Here is a 17826-nt window from a genome sequence, read left to right on the forward strand (position 1 = left end):
CTTGGTCATCGTGACCAGGGCTCGGGCGCGAGGACGAACGGCGTCACGGGCCGGTCGTGCGGCGCCTCACGGGGATCGAGCTGGCGGGCGATGACACCGTTGCCGAGCATCAAGATCGGCACCTCGTCATCTCCGGCTCGCGCGGCTCGCCTCGACGTCCACGGCCTCGCTGAGGCCTGGAACCGTCCCGGTCACGCCGTCGAGCCGGCTGCGACGTCGCCGGATGACGATCTGGCGGCCTTCTTCGGCGATGTCGGCGATGTCGGCGATGTCGTTGATGTCGGCCAGGTCTCCCGGGCGAAGACCGGGCGTGCGTAGCGCCGCCGTCGGCAGGGGCACCTGGTTCTCGCCGTCGATGCGCACCGGTCCCGTACGCCTGGCACGTGGCCCGTCGCCGTACTCCGTAGCCTCTGCTTCAGCCGTCACCGGTACAGGTTGACCTGTGTCACGTGGCGCGTGTCGGTGATTCCGGAGAGTCGCTCTCCCTTCGTCGCCGTCCCCGCGTCGCCGTCCCCGCGTCGCCGTCCCCGCGTCGGCGTCAGCCGGTCAAGAAGACCGAGGTCCTCTGGCGCCGGCCAGTCCGGGCCCAAGCGCCGCCGACGTGTTGGCAAGGTGCGCTTCCAGGGCCGGGCGGGGCCGACGCCTCGCGGAAAGATTTAATGAACATTCTCGTCGAATAGGTAAATAGACAATAAAGACACTTTTGGCTGATCATACGTAGCATCATGCTCCTGGGTAGACCCCTATCGATCTAGGAGCAACCTCCTGTGGCACCTCCCCTAGTGCGTCGGCTGATCACGGCCGCGAGTCTGTCGCTGGTGGTCGCGGCGACCATGACAGCACTGCCCTCCAGCACCGCGAACGCTCTCTCGTCCGACGTCGTCATCTCCGCCGTGTACGGCGGCGGCGGCAACTCCGGAGCGGTTTTCAAGAACGACTACATCGAACTGGCCAACCTCACCGACAGCCCCGTCGACCTCTCGGCCTGGAGCGTCCAGTACGCCTCGGCCGCGGGTGCCGTCTTCCAGCTCACCAGCCTGACCGGCAGCATCCCCGCGCACGGCAGGTACCTCGTCCAGCAGGCCGCGGGCGCCGGCGGCTCCGTCAACCTGCCCACCCCCGACGCCACCGGCACGATTCCCATGTCGGGCACCTCCGGCGTCGTCGCGCTGGTCACGAACAAGATCCCGCTGGTGGGCTGCGGCATCTCGTGTTGGAGCGCTCCTAACGTCAAGGACCTGGTCGGATACGGCGCGACCGCGAACGTCGAGACCCTCGCCGCCCCCGCGCTCACCAACACCACGGCCAACGCCCGCACCGGAGCGCTGACCGACACCGACAACAACGCCGTCGACTTCGTCTCCGGCGTGCCGAAGGCCACCAACTCCGCGGGTACCACGGTCAGCGCGGGCGACCCGGGTGGCCCCGGCGACCCCGGCGACCCGACCCCCGGCACCAGGCGCATCCACGACATCCAGGGCTCGGGCCGGATCTCCCCGATCGTCGGGCAGAACGTCACGAACGTCCCGGGCATCGTCACCGCCGTCCGGGTGACGGGCAGCTCCCGCGGTTTCTGGTTCCAGGACCCGTCCGCCGACGCCGACCCCCTGACCAGCGAGGGCCTCTTCGTCTTCACCGGCTCGACGTCGCCGACGGTCGTCATCGGGGACTCCGTCCTGGTCTCCGGCCGCGTCACCGAGTACCGCCCGGCCACCGGCGCGCAGACCCTCACCGAGCTCGGCGGCACGATCAGCACCATCAGGCTCACCGGCGGCAACGCGCTGCCCGCGCCCGTTCCGGTCACCTTCCCCGAGGCCTACACCAAGAGCGGCAGCCTGGAGGCCCAGCCCCTGGAGCCGTCCTCGTACGTGCTGGACTGGCTGGAGGTCCACGAGGGCATGCGGATCACCGTCGCCCAGGACACCCGCCTGATCAGCCCGGTCAACACGGCGTTCTCGGAGCTGTGGGTGACGCTCAAGCCGGGCGAGAACCCGACCCCGCGCGGCGGTACCGTCTACTCGGGCTACGACGCCCTGAGCAGCGGCCGGCTGCTGATCCTCTCGCTGAACGGCGGCGCCCCCGCCGCCAACGTCGGCTCCACCCTGGCCGCCGGGACCACCGGACCGCTCGACTACCAGTCGTTCGGCGGCTACGTCCTGCTGGCCACCCAGCTCGGCACGATCACCGAGGGCGGCCTCAAGCGCCAGAAGGTGCTCCCGCCGAAGAAGCAGGGCGACCTGTCCGTCGCGACGTACAACGTCGAGAACCTCGCCGCCACCAACCCGGCCGCCAAGTTCGCGCGGCTCGCGGAGGCGGTCGTCGACAACCTCGGCAAGCCCGACATCCTCGCCCTGGAGGAGATCCAGGACAACAACGGCGCCACCGACAACGGCGTCGTCGCGGCCGACGAGACCGTCGCGAAGTTCATCGCGGCGATCGAGACCGCGGGTGGACCCACGTACGACTGGCGCTCCATCGACCCGAACAACGGCACCGACGGCGGCGAGCCGGGCGGCAACATCCGCCAGGTGTTCCTGTTCAACCCCGCGCGCGTGACGTTCGTCGACCGTCCCGGCGGCGACGCCGACACGGCCGTCTCCGTCGTCCGCGAGCGGCCGACCAGCAACCAGGTCTCCCTGTCGGTCTCACCCGGCCGGATCGACCCGGCCAGCGACGCCTGGGCCTCCAGCCGCAAGCCGCTCGTCGGCGAGTTCCTGTACGACGGCAACAAGCAGCTGTTCGTCGTCGCCAACCACTTCAACTCCAAGGGCGGCGACGCTCCGCTGAGCGCGGCCGTGCAGCCCCCCGTCCGGAGCTCCGAGGTCCAGCGCGTCAAGCAGGCCACCGAGGTCCGCGACTTCGTCAAGGACCTCTCCGTCAAGAGCGCCGGGCGCGCCGAAGTCGTCGTCCTGGGTGACATCAACGACTACCAGTTCAGCCCCACCATCCAGACCCTCACCGAGAACGGCACCCTCCTCAAGACCCTGATCGACACCCTCCCCGTCAACGAGCGCTACAGCTACATCTTCGACGGCAACTCCCAGGTCCTCGACCACATCCTCATCAGCCCGGCCATCAAGGGCTACTCCTACGGCGTCGTCCACATCAACGCCGAGTTCTCCGACCAGGCCAGCGACCACGACCCCCAGGTCGTCCGCATCCTCACCGGCTGCAACGTCGACCCCCTCCCCACCCGCTGCCGCCCCGGCAGCCCCGTCGTGGACGAGTGACCCCCTGAAAAGCGCCCGTCCTCAGAGGACGGGCGCTTTTCTCGTTCCGTTCCATGCGGTGGTGATTCTGTCGGTGGCGGACCGTATGGTGACGGCATGATCATCATCTCCGGTCGGCTCAGTGTCGATCCCGCCGCTCGTGACGCCTACCTGCGCGACTGCGTCAGCGTGGTCGAGCAGGCGCGCACCGCGCCCGGCTGCCTCGACTTCGCGCTCGGCGCCGACCTCGTCGAGGCCGACCGGATCAACGTCTACGAGCGCTGGGAGTCGGAGGAGAGTCTCGACGCCTTCCGGACCTCCGGGCCGAGCGACGACCAGACGGCGATGATCCGCGACGCCGAGGTGCTCCGCTACCAGATCTCCGGCTCCGGCCCCGCCTGATCAGACGGGCGACGACGGAAGCCGGGTGTCGCCACCGCTGTGGTCCAAGCGGAGGACAGCCCCGCGGAGCAGTGCTTACTGTTACCCCATGGTTCCCTTGCCGTTCTGCACCGCCGTTGTCGAGGTGACTCAGGCCCAGGGGGAGTTTCTCGCCAATCTCCCGTGTGCCGGGCTCGTCGTGGAGCCTTACATGCGATGCTCTCTGGAGGCGGGACATCGCGGTCGGCACGTCACCCTGGCTCAGGGGTCGTCGATGACGGACTGGTGGGCGACCTGGGGGACCGAGGACATCCACGGGGAGTTCCAAGTGCTTCCGAACTGCCCGATCACCGAGCCGATCAGCGAGGACGCGTGCGTCCTACCGGCCGAGCACGTGGGAAAACACAGCTTCCAACTGGTCTGACCCACCGTTCCCGCCCGGCCCGGGTCGGTGCCGAAGGTCCCACGCCTTCTCCCGTTGTCGCCCGGGCGCTCGAAAATCTGGGCTTCGAAGTGACGAAACCGGGGCAGACTGCCGAGGTGCCCTCTGTCGAAGAGCTCCTGCGGAAGGTCGAGTCGCTCAAGCCCGCCGTGTCTCCCGCGACCGGCGCGCAGAAACGGCACCAGCCGTTGACCCTGCTCTGGGCGATCGGCCGCGCGGCCCAGGGCAAGCCACGTCTGCGGCGGTGGGAGAGCGTCTACCGCGAGCTCGGACGGCTCATCGAGGAGTTCGGGCTTGAGGAGGACCGGCCCAACCCCGAGTTCCCCGTGCTGTGGCTCTACCACCACGGTCTCTGGGATCTGCCCGGCCACGCCGACGTACCGGCCGCCAGTGGTCGGAGCGCGCAGAAGTGGATGAAGGAGAACGATCCGGACAGTGGCCTGCAGCCGTGGGCGTACGAGATCGTCACCGACCGGGAGGACATCCGGGCCCGGATCGTCGTGAGGCTGCTCAGCGCGTACTTCCACGGCGTCGACCACAACAGGCTTCTCTCCAGGGTCGGGCTGGACGCGATCTCCCCTCCGGCCAGTCGTCGCGAGGCCGTCGTGGAGCGCGTCATCCGCGACTCCCTGCTCGCCGACCAGATCAAGCGCGCGCACGACTTCCACTGCCAGATCTGCGGCGACCGTCTCGCTCTCCACCGGGGCTTCTACGCGGAGGGGGCCCACATCCGCCCGCTCGGAAAGCCGCACAACGGCCCCGACGAGCCCGGCAACCTGCTCTGTCTCTGCCCCAACCACCACGTCCTGCTCGACAGAGGGATGATCGCCATCCAGGCGGACCTCACGACGACGGACACGGTGTCCGGCGCCTCGCTCGGCCGGCTCCGGGTCACCGAGAACCACGAGATCAGCCAGGATCATCTGGACTACCACCGGCAGGTCATCGCCAAGCGGAGCTGAGCTTCTTCCCTGCCACACCGAGCCGGAGGGGTTCGTTCGTCGGCGTGACGACGAGAACCATCGCGCCGAGATGGGGAGACCGGCGTCCCGGACGAGAGTGGCATCGGGTCCGTGGACGCCGGTCTTTTCGCACGGCCCCACGCCCGGCACGGGGGAGCCGTCGGCGTGGGCCGGCTCCGGGGTCAGCGGGGGTCGGGGGACGACCCCGGCTGCCCGGAGATTGGGAAGTCGTGCCCGGCCGGCAGGTCGAACCAGACGCCGGTGCCGAGCCGGCCGGTGCCGCACAGGCGGGTCCAGTGGGCGCCGCAACGCCCGTGGGTGAGCTCGGCGACGATGCGCAGGCCCCGGCCGCCGAGTTCGAGGTCGTCGACGCGCTCGGGGACGGGCAGGGGGCGATCCAGGAGGTGTTCGATCAGGGCGGCTCCGGCTCCGGCGTCGACCACCTCGGCTCTGACCGGCAGGCCGTGGTCGTGCAGGAGACGTAGCTCGTAGGGGCCGGGGGCGTGGCGGGTGGCGTTGGTGGCCAGCTCGGAAACCACGACCTCCAGCTCGGCGAGCATGCCGGCGGTGAGGGGTGGCTTGCACAGCTGTTCGCGGAGCAGTTCCCGGGCGCGCCGGGCCGCGCTGCCGGGAGGAAGGCACCAGGCGGTCATCCGGAAGCGACCACGGAGTTTCCCGTGTCCGTCAGGAGCTTGGACGGGAACGTCTCGGGGGAGGTGGAGCAGGCGTGCCTGGTCGCCTTGGTGGCGCTGAGATCTGGCGAGCGGTTGCGGTCTGCCCGCTGCGCGAGCTATCTCCGAGAGTTCTCGGTACGCCTCGCGTCGGTGACCACGGCCGCACATCTCGGGGACTTCTACGAGCAGGCCGCGAATTTCTTCATGTGGCAGCAGGTGACGGCGGCTTAGTAGGGTTCCCAATCGTGCCGGTCGGCACCGGTCCTGAGTGCCCGGACGCGTTTGCGCACCTCGGCGGAGGCCCGTTCGTCCTGGCCCGCCTTCTGGCCGAGCCAGGTGACCATGAGGAACTCCCGGACGTCGCCCAGCACCCGGTAGCCGGGCCAGCGCATCACGTCGAAACCGTAGGCATCGACGTAGGCGTCGTACTCCTGGGCCGTGTGCCAGCCGAAGCGTTCGTAGTAGATCGCGGTGAGGACGAGATCCCACTCGCGAGGTCCCAGCGCGAAACCGTCCAGATCGATCAGCACAGGGCGGCCCGTACGGTCGCGGATGACGTTGCCCACGCTCGCGTCCCCGTGGATCACACCCTGGGGAAGCGCGAAGGTCAGCGCCGCGTAGTCGTCACGGAGCCGGGTGAGTCGCTCGTGCAGGAACCGGGTGTCCTCGGAACCGAACCAGTCGCTGCCGGTGATCCGACGCTCCGCCCGAGCGAAGGGTTCCAGACGTGGAAGCCGCAGTTCCGCCGGCGCCCGCATCGCGTGGAGTCTGGAGAGCAGGATGCTCAGCTCGGCGGGTGACCCGTAGTCCTCTCCCTCGGAGAGGGACTCCCAGAACGTGACAGCGTGTCCGTCCACGGTGAGGGGCTGGTCGAGGGGAAGCGCGCGAACGGCCGGAAAGCCCTCGGCGGCCAGCCATCCGGCTACCTCGACCTCCTTCCTGACGTCGTCCGTGGGTGCCGTCGTCCGGCCGATGCGCGCGATGACGGGTGAGGCGAGGCGGTAAACCGCGTTCTCGCCGAGCCGGATCAACCGGGCGTTCGACGGATCGAGCCCGGCCCGGACGCATGCCCGCACGAGGGTGGCCCGGGTGTTCTCGTGGGTGAAGAGAGATCCAGGATGCTGAGGGAGCGATGCAACCGTTCGGCTCTCGGTCATGAGCCGAACGGTACCCCCTGTCACCGGAACCGTCTCGACGCTGCCGGGTGGAGTGCTTCCAAGGATCGGGGGTGTTGACGGTGAGCAGCCGGATGGGCTCGCGTCGCGACATGGCGGACGCCTCCTCCGTCGGACGTTCGCCACTCCGGGATGGCCGGGCGCGTCAGAGGAGGTCGCGTACATGCTGGACGAACGCGAACCACTCGCCTGGCCGGGTTCCTTTGTGCCCGTTGTGCTCCAAGGTCAGCTTCAGGGTCTTCTTGAGTGGGTGCGGTGACAGCATGATGGCCTCGTTCCGCCGTGCCAGCCTGGTCATTTCCGCTGGGGTGGGTGGCCGGTCGCTCTTCCGGCCGTTGCACCGCGCGTGTGTGGGGGCCAGGTTCCAGATCGCGTCCAGGTCCGGTGCCGTGCCCTCGCCTCCGGGGCGGAGAAGTCGCATGAACGAGTAGGGGAACACGTGGTCGACGGCGATGACGTCGGTGCCCGTGGTGATGAGTTCCGCGCAGATCATGCAGAGACCGTGCTGGAAGCCGATGACCGCGTCCGTGACACCGGTGACCGGTCGGCGGCGCCGCCTGTCGGTGATCCGCAGGGTGGTCATGTCCACGGCGACGCCTTCGTCGATCAGGCTGCGGCCGATCCCGGCGGCGAAGGACATCTCCACGATGTTCCAGCGGGCCGACAGCTCGCCGCGCAGGGTCGGGGCCTGCTCCGACCGGGCGAGGTCGCGGAGTTCCCTGCTCAGCCGGACGACCTGCTCGTGGGAGCGGCCCGTCACCTCGTAGAAGCGGTGCGGCACCTCCGCTCCTTCGCCGCGCAGGTTGTGGAACTTCCGCATCACCATCCTGGGCATGGACTCGACGGCCGCCGCCAGCAGTTCTTCGGTGGGGCTACCGAGCCTGAGCGACTCCGGGGCCTCTCGCTCGGCCACCGAGAGGAAATCCTTCTCTCCCCGTTCACCCTTCCGGGATACCTGTGGCGCCTGGCCGAGGTGTCGTACCAGCCCCATCGCGTACGGCACCGCCAGGTCCCTGAGCAGGATCTCCGGCCGGTCCTCGGCGGCGGCGTCCAGGAGCGCGGTGCCGAGGGCGAACTTGTAGGTCCGGGTGTTCGCCCCTATCAGCACGGCCATACGCCACGAGGACCGTGAGCTCCGCTCCCAGTGAGGGAAATCCATGTGCGGCCATCCTTGGTGTGTATTTGCCGAAATACACGCTATTTTCACCGCTCGCGTCGGGGAGCGCGTACGGCGAGGAGGGCCGGTAGTGTCTGGGGCTTCCGAAGGAAGCCGTGCGTACGCGAAGGAGTGGTCCGAGGTGGGGAAGCTCGTGCGGGACAGGATTCCGGAGATCATTCGCGAGAACGGCGGGGAGCCGGTGGTGACCGTTCTCGACGACGCCGACTATCGCGAGGCGTTGCTGGAGAAGCTGTTCGAGGAGGCGGCGGAGCTGCGCGAGGCCCCGGCGGCCGAGGTGGCGGAGGAGATCGCCGACGTGCTCGAAGTGCTGCGAGCCGTCGCTCACGTCCACGGGTACGAGTGGTGGGACATCGAGAAGGTCGCGGAGGACAAACGCGCCGAGCGGGGCGCGTTCTCCGGACGGATCCACCTTGGGTGAAGGTTGAGCCGGAAACGGGAAACGGATCGCCGGGGGTGGACGGCCGACTGCTCCGCAAGGCGGTTCGCGACAAGGTTCCCAGGCTGACGGATCCGGCGCGTGCGAGAAAACTCAAGCAAAACCGTTGAGACGGGAAGCGTCCGTGCGCACACTCAATCAGAGCTCATGACCTGCTCGGTGAGGGAGATCAGGATGGCGCTTCGGTTTCTCGGCAAGGATCCCGACAGCCCGAACGGTGACTCCGCGACGGTCTGGGAGGACACCGAGACCAGCGAGTATGTCCTTCAGGGGTATGTGGTGGCCGATCCGGCCGCCCTCGGTGTCGGTCCCGTTCCCGACGGGGAGACGGTGATCCGGTTCCCCAAGCGAATGATGCGGTTCTTCCCGGAGGTGAACGGTGGCGGTCGGACGGACGCTTGAGCAGTGGCTACGCGTGTGCGCGCACTCCGCGCTGCATCTGGAGATGCGCGACGGCTACATGCTCGACGACCCCGACTACCGTGCCTGGCAGGCCGGCCACCGGATCGACCCGGACGATCGGACTTCCTGGTGGCGGCCGTGGCTGCGGAACGTCGTCGACGCGACCGCTCGCGGTGTGGAGATGCGGCGCGCCCGGATCGTCTCCGAACCTGTCAGCCAGTACATCCGGTACGAGTACGACGTGACCTTTCCCAACGTGCGTGCGGGGGAGCAGGTGCGGTGGCTGCCCCGGCGCAACGCCACCGGTCTGGCATTGCCCGGTAACGACTTCTGGCTGTTCGACGAGGAGACGTTGCTGGTCAGCCACTTCAGCGGCGACGGCGACAAGGTGGGTGCGGAGACCTTCACCGACCCGGATCTCGTGAAGTTCTGCGTCACGGCGTTCGAGGCGGTGTGGGAGCGGGCCATTCCCCACGGCGACTACCGGCCCGCCTGAGCGATAACGGATCATGCGCTCCTCGTCCTCCAGTGCGCACAAGGCGCTCGAAGCCCTTGGCATGAAGCTGCGAGGCATCCGTCTCGACGCGGGACTTTCGGGGCGTGCTCTTGGCCATATGACCGGCTGGCACTCCTCCAAGGTCAGCAAGATCGAACACGGCAGGCAGACTCCCACGGCCGATGACATCCGCGCGTGGTGCGAGCAATGCGGCGCCGACGACCAGATCGCCGACCTGGTCGCCTCGCTACGGGCCGTCGAGGGCATGTTCGTGGAGTGGCGGCAGATGGAACGCACCGGTCTGCGGCTCGCCCAGGAGTCCGTGTTGCCCCTGTGGGAACGAACGCAGCGTTTCCGTATTTACTCCCCGAGAGTGGTCCCGGGGCCGCTGCAGACTCGCGCCTACATCACGGCCGTGCTGACCGCGATCATGCGACGGCGGTCTCTTCCCGATGAGGCCGGTCTGCCGTAATCCCGTCAGCCGGTGGCGATCGCGGCGAAGCGGGGGGCGTCCGCGGTGTGGTCCCAGCGGTGGCACTCCCAGGCCAGGCGCCGGGCGCGGAGTCGCAGGGCGACGGGGGCGCGGTCGGCGGGGCGTGGGTGGCCCGCCGATCGGAGTCCTCTCCCGAGCGGGGCGTCGGCGCGCAGGATCTCCTCGGCGGCGGCGGGGTCACCGGCCAGCACCCGGAGGAGGGCACGGCGTACGTAGCCGAAGTCGTCGTTGGGGCAGCGCGCGATGTGCTCCTCGGTCACCGTGTGCGCGTCGTCCAGCCGGCCCTGCGTCAGGAGCAGCTCGACGCGCAGGCGGTACAGCCACGCCCTGTCGAGCCACCAGCCGTTCCGCGGGATCGCGTGTTCCACGACGGTCAGGGCGTCGGCGATCCCGCCCTCCTCGCGCAGGAGCACGGCCTCCGCGAGCGCGAGGCGCACGGCCGCTTGGTCGTCGTCGGCGCCGACCGCGTGGGCCTGGGCGAGGAGGTCGCGGGCGTCGCCGTCGCGGCGTTCGTAGAGGGCGAGGCAGACCCGGCGGGCCAGCCGCAGGACCCGCACCGTCGGCTGCTCGTCATCGTCGGCGAGCGGCGGCGGGAGGAGGCCGAGCAGCCGCCGGTCGACGCTCCAGCCGGTCTCGTCGCGCACGGTGGCCTCGATCCGCTCGCCCAGCACCTCGCGCAGCGAGACCTCCAGCCAGTCGTGGTACCACGTGCCGAACGACCCGGCCTGCGGGGCGAGCGCCTCGCCGACGCATGTCCAGTCGCCCCAGACCTGGCCCGCGGCGGGGCCGTTGACGACCAGGTGGGAGCGGTAGCCGCAGCCGTGCTCGGCGACCGGCAGCAGTCCCTCGAAGGCGGCCTCCATGGCTTCGTCGTAGCCCTCGTCGGCCGTGGGCGGCTCCCACTCCTCCGTGAACGGGAACGGCCCGGACCGCGTCCAGGAGCCGTCCGGCCGCACCCCGTGCACCCCGTAGTACGGGCCGGCGCCGCCGTTGCCGAGCCGGGTCAGGAACGTGCGGTAGTCGGCGGGAAGGCGCACCCCGATCCGCGTCTCGACGTCCTCCAGCGTGGCCTCGTCGAGCGGCGGCTCGAACCGGTAGCGGTGCTCGCGGGCGCCGAAGAGGCCGAGGTCCGCGTCGTACTCGCGGAGCGCGCCGATGCCGCGCCGGATGACGTCCAGATCCACAGCGGCACCCTACCCGGAGTCCGGCCACCTCCTCGGGCCGTCGTTTCCGTACAAGACGGTCGCGGGGCCGCTTCCTAGCATGGGCGTGGGCATTCCGCCGCGACGCGTCGGCGCGGTGCCGCCATCCGTTTGTCGATCCGCCTGGCGGCCTCGTCGCCCGGCAATGAGGAGAACACCACATGCGTGATCTGGTCTACACCGCGTTCGTTACGCTCGACGGCGTCGTGGACTCTCCGGGCGGGCCGAGCGAGGGGCACCGCGGCGGTGGCTGGGTGGCCGACGTCGAGTTCCTGCCCGAGGCGTTCTCGCTCAAGGGCGAGGAGCTCCAGGACACGACGGCGCTGATGTTCGGCCGCCGCAGCTACGAGGCGTTCGCACCGGTCTGGCCCGGTTCGGAGGACCACGCCGCCTACAGGGAACTGCCCAAGTACGTGGTCTCGTCCACGCTGCCCGACGACGCCCTCGTCGAGGGGTGGGGTCCGATAACGATCCTGCGCTCGGCCGAGGACGTCGCCGAGCTCAAGAAGAGCGAGGGTGGCGCGATCTTCATCCACGGGAGCCCGGAGCTCGCCCGGCGCCTGTCGGACGCGGGCCTGATCGACCGGTACAACCTGCTCGTCTTCCCGGTGCTGCTCGGAGCCGGGAAGAGCCTGTTCAGCAGGGCGGACAAGGACAAGTAGGCACTGAGGCTCCGGGAGTCCGAGGCCTACCCGAACGGTGTCGTCAAGATGATCTACGACGTCGTCGGCTGATCCAGGTCCAGGGCGATCGCACCGCCGGTGCCCTCGCGGAGCTGCCGCGCCGTGCGCCCGACGTAACGGCGCAGCGCACGGGCCAGGTGCGGCTCGTCGAAGTACTCGAACTTGGAGACGACATCGGCGACCGGGGTGCCGGAGGCCAGCAGCGCCGCGGCCTTGCGGACGCGTTCGATCTGCCGTACGGCGCCCTGGGAGAGCCCGGTCGCCGCGCGGAACCGGCGTTCGACGGTGCGCCCCGAGAGCACCGGACGGTGGCCTCGGCGGACCTCGGCGACGAGCGGGTCACGGACCACGGCTCCGGCGCGCACCAGGCGGTCGACCAGGGCTTCGGCGTCGTCGGGGCCGGGCGTCTCCCAGCGGAGACCGTCCAGCCGGAAGGTGCTGTGCGTGGCGTCGGGGAGTTCGACGCCACGGTCGACCAGGGCCGGTGCGGGCACGGCCCGGGGCCAGGTGCCCACCGCGAACTCGATGCCGACGAAGGTCGCGCCCTCCGGCACCGGCGCGGTGCCGGTCCCGGTCTCGGGGCCGGAGATGTTCGCGTACGCCGTGCCGTCGAGCTCCCAGAACACCAGGCCCCAGCACACCGTCGCCACCGAGGTCATCTCCGAGACCCGCTCGCTCGTGCAGGTCCACACGGTGTCGACCCAGGGCGAGTCGGACGCGCGAGTCTCGAACCGCAGTGTCACGGGAGAAGGATAGGCGCAGTTCGTCGTACACCCAATCGAGCCGTCGTGCCGGCCGCCGACCGCCTCGCCGGCGCGTCCGTCCCGGCGGTGTGCCCGATCACCCTGAGCGCCGAGGACGCCACCCGGCGGAGGGAAAACGGGTGGCCGACGAAAGCGGCGTGCTTCTACGCTCGGCGAATGAGCTTCGAGTGGGTTCCGCTGACCAAGGACGACGTCGGGGTGTGGGCGGAGTTGCTGGTGGCGATCGACGAGGTGGACCAGGTCGGGGGGAGGGAGACCGCGGAGGCCCTCGCCGAGGATCTCGCCAACCCGCTGCTCGATCCCGCCGAGGGCACGCTGGGGGTGTGGGAGTCCGGCCGGCTGGTCGCGTACGGGATGACCATGAGCCGGGCGGCGGCCGATCCGGTCCACCGGATGAGTCTGTGGGGCGGGGTGCATCCGGAGTACCGGCGCAGGGGCCTGGGGGGCCGCCTGCTGGAGTGGGCGATCGGCAACACCCCGGTGCTGCACGAGCGCCGCTTCCCCGGGCGGCCGCTCGAACTCCACGTCGAGGTAGACAGCCGCAACGAGGGCCTGCTGGCACTGGTCACCAGGGCGGGGATGAAGCCGGCCCGGTGGTTCTACGGGATGACCCTCGACCTGGGCGGCGAGCTGCCGCAGGCCGCACTGCCGGAGGGGCTGCAGATCATCACCTACCGGGACGATCTGGAGGACGCCGTACGGGAGGTGCGCAACCGCTCGTTCGTCGACCACTGGGGGAGTGTCGAGCACACCCCGGAGTCCTGGCGGAACAACCTCGTCGGGGTGCGGGCGTTCCGGCCGGAGGGGTCCTTCGTCGTGCTGGACGCGTCGGGGGAGTGCGTGGGCATCCTGCTCACCCACTACTTCGAGGCCGACACCGAGGCGACCGGGGTCCGCGAGGCGTGGATCCAGATCATCGGCACCCCGCGCGAGTGGCGTGGGCGCGGTGTGGCGAGCGCGCTGCTCGCGCACGCGCTGGGCGAGTTCCGCGCGCAGGGGTACGACACGGCGGGGCTGGGGGTGGACGCGGACAACCCGACCGGGGCCCTCGGCGTCTACACCCGCGCCGGGTTCGAGATCGCGCGCCGCACGGCCGACCACGGGCTCTCGCTGGTCCCCGCGGTGGCGTGACGGTTTGTTCGAAGGACTTCGGTGGTGGCGTGGCGGTCGTTGTCGCGTGATGACCGCTGGGGCGGGACGCCCCCGGAGGGGCGTCCCGCTGTCGTGCGGGTCAGTGGTGGTGCTGGTCCCGGCCCTTCTCGGGGACGTGGCTGGAGATGACGGCCTCGTAGGACTTGTCCCTGGCCTTGGGGCGTGGGTCGGCGACGAGGCCGGCGCACTGGCCGCTGCCGGTGATCCGGTTGGGCACCCCGGCGTCGGACGGGGCGGGCGTGTTGCCGCTGCAGGAGAGCGCGCCGCGGATCCCGGTGCCCGTCATCACGAGGGCGTCGGCGGTGGTGTTGCCGGTCAGCACCGCCGCGCCCCTGAGGTCGGAGCCGGCGACGATCAGCTGGCGGGTGGTTCCGGAGACGACGACCGCGCCGTTGACCTGGGCCTTGAGCAGGTGCACCTCGGCGGCGCCGGACGAGGTGATCGCTCCGTTCACGCTGCCGCCGTTCACCACCAGGGACGCGCCGGAGCCGACGGTCACCCCGCCGTTGATCCGGGCGCCGTTCAGGCAGGTGACGCCGGAGCGGACGGAGAGCGTCCCGTTCCTGGTGCCGGTGATCGTGGTGGTGCAGGCGGGCGGCGCCGCGAGGGTGGTGACCGTGAAGTTCCGGGCCGTGCCGTAGTTGCCGCTGGGGTCGATCGAGCGGTACTCGACGGTGTGCCTGCCCCGGGGTAGCTTGCCGAACGTGAGGCTGTCGATGACGGTGCCGCTCTCGCTGAACGTCCACGGCAGGTCGGCGGAGGTCGGCCAGCCGAAGTAGTTGAACCAGCCGTCGCCGTCCACCCGGGACTCGTGCACGACGTACCCGTCCTGGTCGTCGCCGCCGGTGAGTCTCATGGTGAAGGGGCCGTTGTAGACGTGGGCGTCGCCGGAGGCGACCAGCGGCTCGGAGAGCTCGTAGCCGGTCGTGGGCGGCGTGTTGTCGACGGTCCAGGACCGGGTGTCGCCGCCGGAGGTGGCGGTGAGGGTGTGGTTGCCGGGGGCGAGCGTGAGCTCTCCCAGATCCAGGTCACCGTCGGTGTCGCCGAGCCGCGTGCCGTCCAGCGTCCAGGTGACGGCGGGGACGCCGTCGTCGGGGTGGGTGGTCTCGACGTAGACGACCTCGTCGTGGCCGACGGCCTGGTTGACGGGCGTGGAGGAGAGCAGGCCCGCCTCGACCGGGGCGGGGACGGTGGTCACGGTCGTGTCCACCGTCCAGGTGCGGGTCGCGGTGAGGGCGCCGGAACGGATGGCGGGGTCCCGTACGAAGCCGGTCGGGTCGACGACGGTCGCCTTCACCGTGTGCGTACCGGCGGGCAGGTCCAGCGTGCGGAGGTCGAGTGTGGTGCGGTCGCCCGGGAGGTCGGTGCCGTCGACGCTCCAGGTGGTGGTCAGCGAGTGGCTGCCGGGGTGCAGCGGCTCCACCCAGAGCACCCGGTCGGCGCCGACCGGTGACGCGGTGGGCGTGCCGTCCTGGATGAGGCCGACCTTGGCGGAGATCTTCTGAGTCATCACCTCACGGCTGACCTGGTCGTAGTAGTAGCCCAGCGTTCTCATGATCGAGTGCTCGCTGGGCCGCCAGACTCCCTTGCCGAAATACAGGCCGCCCTCGTGGCGGCCGATGACGCCGCCCGCCTCGCTCGGCTCGCCCAGCCAGCGCCACCACTTCTTCCGCTCGTCCCTGATCCGCTGCTCGGTCAGCAGGGTGTGGTGCACGGAGGTGGGCTCGCCGCCCTCGTAGGTGCCGCCCTCCACGCCGCGCGTGTAGTAGGTGTACTCGTCCTGCAGCCCGCCCAGCGAGTGGCCGATCTCGTGCGGCGCGATGAGGGCCGACATCGAGTTGTGGCCCGAGGAGGTGGCGTAGGCGCCGCCCGCGCCGCCGTAGGTCCCGCTGTTGCCCAGGGCGAGGATCTGCCGGTTGGCGCCGCTGGTCCCGGTCACCAGGTTGGCGTACGAGTTGGCCGCCGAGTTGCTCATGGTGACGAGCCGCTGGACGCTGGCGGGGTTGCAGCCGCCCCAGAACGCCATGCTCAGCGGGGTGTTCCTCCTGCCGGAGGCGAGGTCGGGGTCACAGCCGATGCCGGACTCGCCGGAGACGATGTCCACCCGGTAGACGTTGAAATAGTTGCGGTAGGACTTGTACGGCTCGATGGACCACATCACGTTGAGCTGCCGGTCGGCGTCGGCGGCGAACGTGGACCGCTCGCCCTCGGTGTAGCCGTCGCCCAGGATGATCAGGTTGAACCGCTTGTCCGGGGCTCCGGTGACCTGGAGCGGCACCACGGTGGCGCTGCCGACGTCGGCCGCGGTGGTGGCGGCGGTGGCGGATGCTGTTGGAGCGGTGAGCAGGGCCGCGGTTATCGAGACGGCCGTCGAGACGGCCGCCACGGCGGTGAGCGGCCTGGTGATACGCATAGCGGGGGGAACCTCCATGGGCCAGTCGAGACTCCCAGCACTATCGTGCGTCGGCGCTCCGGGCGTCCATCTCAAATAGTGATAAATCTGGACTTATGGTCTTCAGTTGGTCTTTATCCCTTTCCATCCCTGTTCTATAGTTCTTTGGAATATTGGTTCAAGGGAGTGGAGGCGCGATGTCGTACCCGGAGGCGCGTTACCTGGGCGAGGCGGGCGAGAGCAGCGGGACCTTCCGTCCGGCGAGCGCCGGGCCGGATCTGATGATCGGCGGGACGGCGGTGCACTACCTGGGCACCGGTGCCTCGACGGGCGGGCAGTTCGGCCTGTACCGCTGGGAGATGGGACCGAAGCGTTCCGGCCCGGCGCCCCACTTCCACCGGACGATCTCCGAGTCGTTCTTCGTCCTGTCCGGGACGGTGCGGCTGTTCGACGGGAAGGGCCCGACCGACGCGACGGAGGGAGACTTCCTGCACGTCCCGGCGGGCGGGGTGCACAGTTTCAGCAACGAGTCCGGCGAACCGGCCTCGATGCTCATACTCTTCACTCCCGGGGCGCCGCGCGAGGCGTACTTCGAGGAGCTCGGCGCGATCGTGGCCGAGGGGCGTGAGCTCAGTGACGCGGAGTGGACGGACCTCTACCTCCGCCACGACCAGTACATGGTCTGACGGTCATGACGGAGTTCCGCGAGGAACCGATCTACCGGCAGCTGGCGCGGATCGGGAAGACGCTGGCCAGCCCCGTGCGCCTCAGGTTGCTCGACGTGCTCGACCAGCGGGAACGCACCGTCGAGCAGCTGGCCGAGGCGGCCGGCGTCCCGCTGAAGAACACCTCGGCCCAGCTGCAGCAGCTCCGCGCCGCCCACCTGGTGACGAGCCGCAGGGACGGTACGCGGATCTACTACCGGCTGGCCGACGAGCGGGTCTCCCGGTTCCTGGGCGAGCTGCAGGACTTCGCCGGGGAGAGGCTCGCCGACCTGCGGGAGGCGGTGTCCGAACACCTCGGCGACCCCGTCGTCCTGGAACCGGTGACCGCCGGTGAGCTCGCCGCGCGCCTCGCCGACCCCGGCGCCGGCGTCGTGATCGTCGACGTCCGCTCCGCGGCCGACCACGCCCGCGGCCATGTGCCGGGGGCGCTGTCGGTGCCCCTGGCCGAGCTGAGCGACCGTCTCGGCGAGCTTCCCGGGGACGCCGAGATCGTGGCCTACTGCGGCGGACCCTACTGCGCGGTCTCCCCTGAGGCCGTACGGCTGCTGCGTGAACGGGGTTTCCGCGCGCGCCCGCTGGACGGAGGGCTCGCCCGCTGGAGGCGTACGGGCAACCGACTGCAGGCCGGTTCCACCCCCTCTACCCCGTGACCGACCCACCCCCTCGCCTTCGCTCTCGTCCTTGCCCTCGTCTTCGGCCGGGTGTGCACGCGCCATGACGCGTATTTCTCCGCTCGCGGTCTCGGCGCTCTCCACGAAGACGTTTCGCGAGTGGGATGGCGACTCGCTTTCCGGGCGATTGCCCGCACTTCTGGATCGCGGCGGTCGACGACGCTTCGCCGCCGAATCACGAGATCGGGGCCGGGGCTCACTTTCCGGGTGGCCGGCACGTCTCACCTGGCAGGAGAACGCGGCCACCACCCTCTCTGACCTGCGTAGAGATAGCCAGGCGGGCCATCCTGAAAGTAGAAAAACAGCTTCATTTACCTTATGTGGGGAAATGGGCGTGCAATAAAATATCCCGCATGTCGCATAACGAGTACGACTTCGCCGATTAGT

20 protein-coding genes are annotated in these 17826 nt (G+C 69.8%); 13 read left to right on the forward strand and 7 right to left on the reverse strand.

Annotation, left to right across the window (positions count from 1 at the left end; translation table 11 throughout):
- Positions 1-126: 126 nt before the first annotated feature.
- On the reverse strand, positions 127-426 hold the full coding sequence (locus tag ABT053_RS20040; protein WP_350970600.1) for a hypothetical protein: 300 nt from the start codon (positions 424-426) through the stop codon (positions 127-129).
- 341 nt (positions 427-767) lie between these two features.
- Here ABT053_RS20040 and ABT053_RS20045 point away from each other — a divergent pair, with 341 nt between their 5' ends.
- The 4 genes from ABT053_RS20045 to ABT053_RS20060 all read left to right on the forward strand — a co-directional run bounded on the left by ABT053_RS20045 (position 768) and on the right by ABT053_RS20060 (position 4994).
- Positions 768-3230 carry a DUF8508 domain-containing protein gene (locus ABT053_RS20045; RefSeq protein WP_350970601.1) on the forward strand — a complete coding sequence of 821 codons (2463 nt, stop codon included), beginning with the start codon at positions 768-770 and terminating at the stop codon, positions 3228-3230.
- A gap of 96 nt (positions 3231-3326) precedes the next feature.
- Positions 3327-3611 (forward strand): putative quinol monooxygenase, encoded by a 285-nt coding sequence (locus ABT053_RS20050; RefSeq protein WP_350970602.1) that lies wholly within the window; start codon positions 3327-3329, stop codon positions 3609-3611.
- Positions 3612-3864: 253 nt separating this feature from the next.
- Positions 3865-4014, forward strand: a complete 150-nt coding sequence (locus tag ABT053_RS20055; RefSeq protein ID WP_350970603.1) for a hypothetical protein — start codon at positions 3865-3867, stop codon at positions 4012-4014.
- Positions 4015-4130: 116 nt separating this feature from the next.
- Entirely contained in the window at positions 4131-4994 is an 864-nt protein-coding gene (locus tag ABT053_RS20060; protein ID WP_350970604.1) for an HNH endonuclease, read from the forward strand.
- Positions 4995-5176: 182 nt separating this feature from the next.
- Here ABT053_RS20060 and ABT053_RS20065 read toward each other — a convergent pair whose 3' ends face one another.
- Positions 5177-5647, reverse strand: coding sequence for an ATP-binding protein (locus tag ABT053_RS20065; protein WP_350970605.1), 471 nt, complete (start codon positions 5645-5647; stop codon positions 5177-5179).
- A gap of 24 nt (positions 5648-5671) precedes the next feature.
- Between ABT053_RS20065 and ABT053_RS20070 the strand changes: the two genes are divergently transcribed.
- Complete coding sequence (locus tag ABT053_RS20070; RefSeq protein ID WP_350970606.1) at positions 5672-5899, forward strand: hypothetical protein; 228 nt, start codon at positions 5672-5674, stop codon at positions 5897-5899.
- Here the strand turns inward: ABT053_RS20070 and ABT053_RS20075 are convergent.
- Both ABT053_RS20075 and ABT053_RS20080 read right to left on the reverse strand, forming a co-directional pair.
- Positions 5896-6825, reverse strand: a complete 930-nt coding sequence (locus ABT053_RS20075) for a phosphotransferase enzyme family protein (protein WP_350970607.1) — start codon at positions 6823-6825, stop codon at positions 5896-5898. The genes ABT053_RS20070 and ABT053_RS20075 overlap by 4 nt on opposite strands.
- Positions 6826-6988: 163 nt before the next feature.
- Positions 6989-8002 (reverse strand): HNH endonuclease family protein, encoded by a 1014-nt coding sequence (locus ABT053_RS20080; RefSeq protein WP_350970608.1) that lies wholly within the window; start codon positions 8000-8002, stop codon positions 6989-6991.
- A 139-nt stretch (positions 8003-8141) separates the two neighbouring features.
- Here ABT053_RS20080 and ABT053_RS20085 point away from each other — a divergent pair, with 139 nt between their 5' ends.
- The 4 genes from ABT053_RS20085 to ABT053_RS20100 all read left to right on the forward strand — a co-directional run bounded on the left by ABT053_RS20085 (position 8142) and on the right by ABT053_RS20100 (position 9829).
- On the forward strand, positions 8142-8441 hold the full coding sequence (locus tag ABT053_RS20085; RefSeq protein ID WP_350970609.1) for a nucleoside triphosphate pyrophosphohydrolase: 300 nt from the start codon (positions 8142-8144) through the stop codon (positions 8439-8441).
- Positions 8442-8618: 177 nt separating this feature from the next.
- Positions 8619-8861, forward strand: a complete 243-nt coding sequence (locus tag ABT053_RS20090; RefSeq protein ID WP_350970610.1) for a hypothetical protein — start codon at positions 8619-8621, stop codon at positions 8859-8861.
- Positions 8839-9357: a DUF6879 family protein gene (locus ABT053_RS20095; protein WP_350970611.1), complete on the forward strand. Its 519-nt coding sequence runs from the start codon at positions 8839-8841 to the stop codon at positions 9355-9357. Before ABT053_RS20090 ends, ABT053_RS20095 begins: the two co-directional genes overlap by 23 nt.
- Positions 9358-9418: 61 nt before the next feature.
- Entirely contained in the window at positions 9419-9829 is a 411-nt protein-coding gene (locus tag ABT053_RS20100) for a helix-turn-helix domain-containing protein (protein WP_350970612.1), read from the forward strand.
- A gap of 5 nt (positions 9830-9834) precedes the next feature.
- Here the strand turns inward: ABT053_RS20100 and ABT053_RS20105 are convergent, their stop codons facing one another.
- Positions 9835-11034, reverse strand: a complete 1200-nt coding sequence (locus ABT053_RS20105; protein ID WP_350970613.1) for an SMI1/KNR4 family protein — start codon at positions 11032-11034, stop codon at positions 9835-9837.
- A 179-nt stretch (positions 11035-11213) separates the two neighbouring features.
- Between ABT053_RS20105 and ABT053_RS20110 the strand changes: the two genes are divergently transcribed.
- Positions 11214-11714 carry a dihydrofolate reductase family protein gene (locus tag ABT053_RS20110; protein ID WP_350970614.1) on the forward strand — a complete coding sequence of 167 codons (501 nt, stop codon included), beginning with the start codon at positions 11214-11216 and terminating at the stop codon, positions 11712-11714.
- Between the two features lie 53 nt (positions 11715-11767).
- Here the strand turns inward: ABT053_RS20110 and ABT053_RS20115 are convergent, their stop codons facing one another.
- Positions 11768-12478, reverse strand: a complete 711-nt coding sequence (locus ABT053_RS20115; RefSeq protein ID WP_350970615.1) for a helix-turn-helix domain-containing protein — start codon at positions 12476-12478, stop codon at positions 11768-11770.
- Positions 12479-12655: 177 nt separating this feature from the next.
- Between ABT053_RS20115 and ABT053_RS20120 the strand changes: the two genes are divergently transcribed.
- On the forward strand, positions 12656-13630 hold the full coding sequence (locus tag ABT053_RS20120; RefSeq protein ID WP_350970616.1) for a GNAT family N-acetyltransferase: 975 nt from the start codon (positions 12656-12658) through the stop codon (positions 13628-13630).
- Positions 13631-13730: 100 nt separating this feature from the next.
- Here ABT053_RS20120 and ABT053_RS20125 read toward each other — a convergent pair whose 3' ends face one another.
- Entirely contained in the window at positions 13731-16064 is a 2334-nt protein-coding gene (locus tag ABT053_RS20125) for a M64 family metallopeptidase (protein WP_350970617.1), read from the reverse strand.
- Between the two features lie 176 nt (positions 16065-16240).
- Here ABT053_RS20125 and ABT053_RS20130 point away from each other — a divergent pair, with 176 nt between their 5' ends.
- Both ABT053_RS20130 and ABT053_RS20135 read left to right on the forward strand, forming a co-directional pair.
- Positions 16241-16729: a cupin domain-containing protein gene (locus ABT053_RS20130; RefSeq protein ID WP_350970618.1), complete on the forward strand. Its 489-nt coding sequence runs from the start codon at positions 16241-16243 to the stop codon at positions 16727-16729.
- A gap of 5 nt (positions 16730-16734) precedes the next feature.
- Positions 16735-17418: an ArsR/SmtB family transcription factor gene (locus ABT053_RS20135; protein ID WP_350970619.1), complete on the forward strand. Its 684-nt coding sequence runs from the start codon at positions 16735-16737 to the stop codon at positions 17416-17418.
- Positions 17419-17826 lie beyond the last annotated feature (408 nt).

Source organism: Streptosporangium sp. NPDC002524, from assembly GCF_040295985.1.
Lineage (GTDB): Bacteria > Actinomycetota > Actinomycetes > Streptosporangiales > Streptosporangiaceae > Streptosporangium.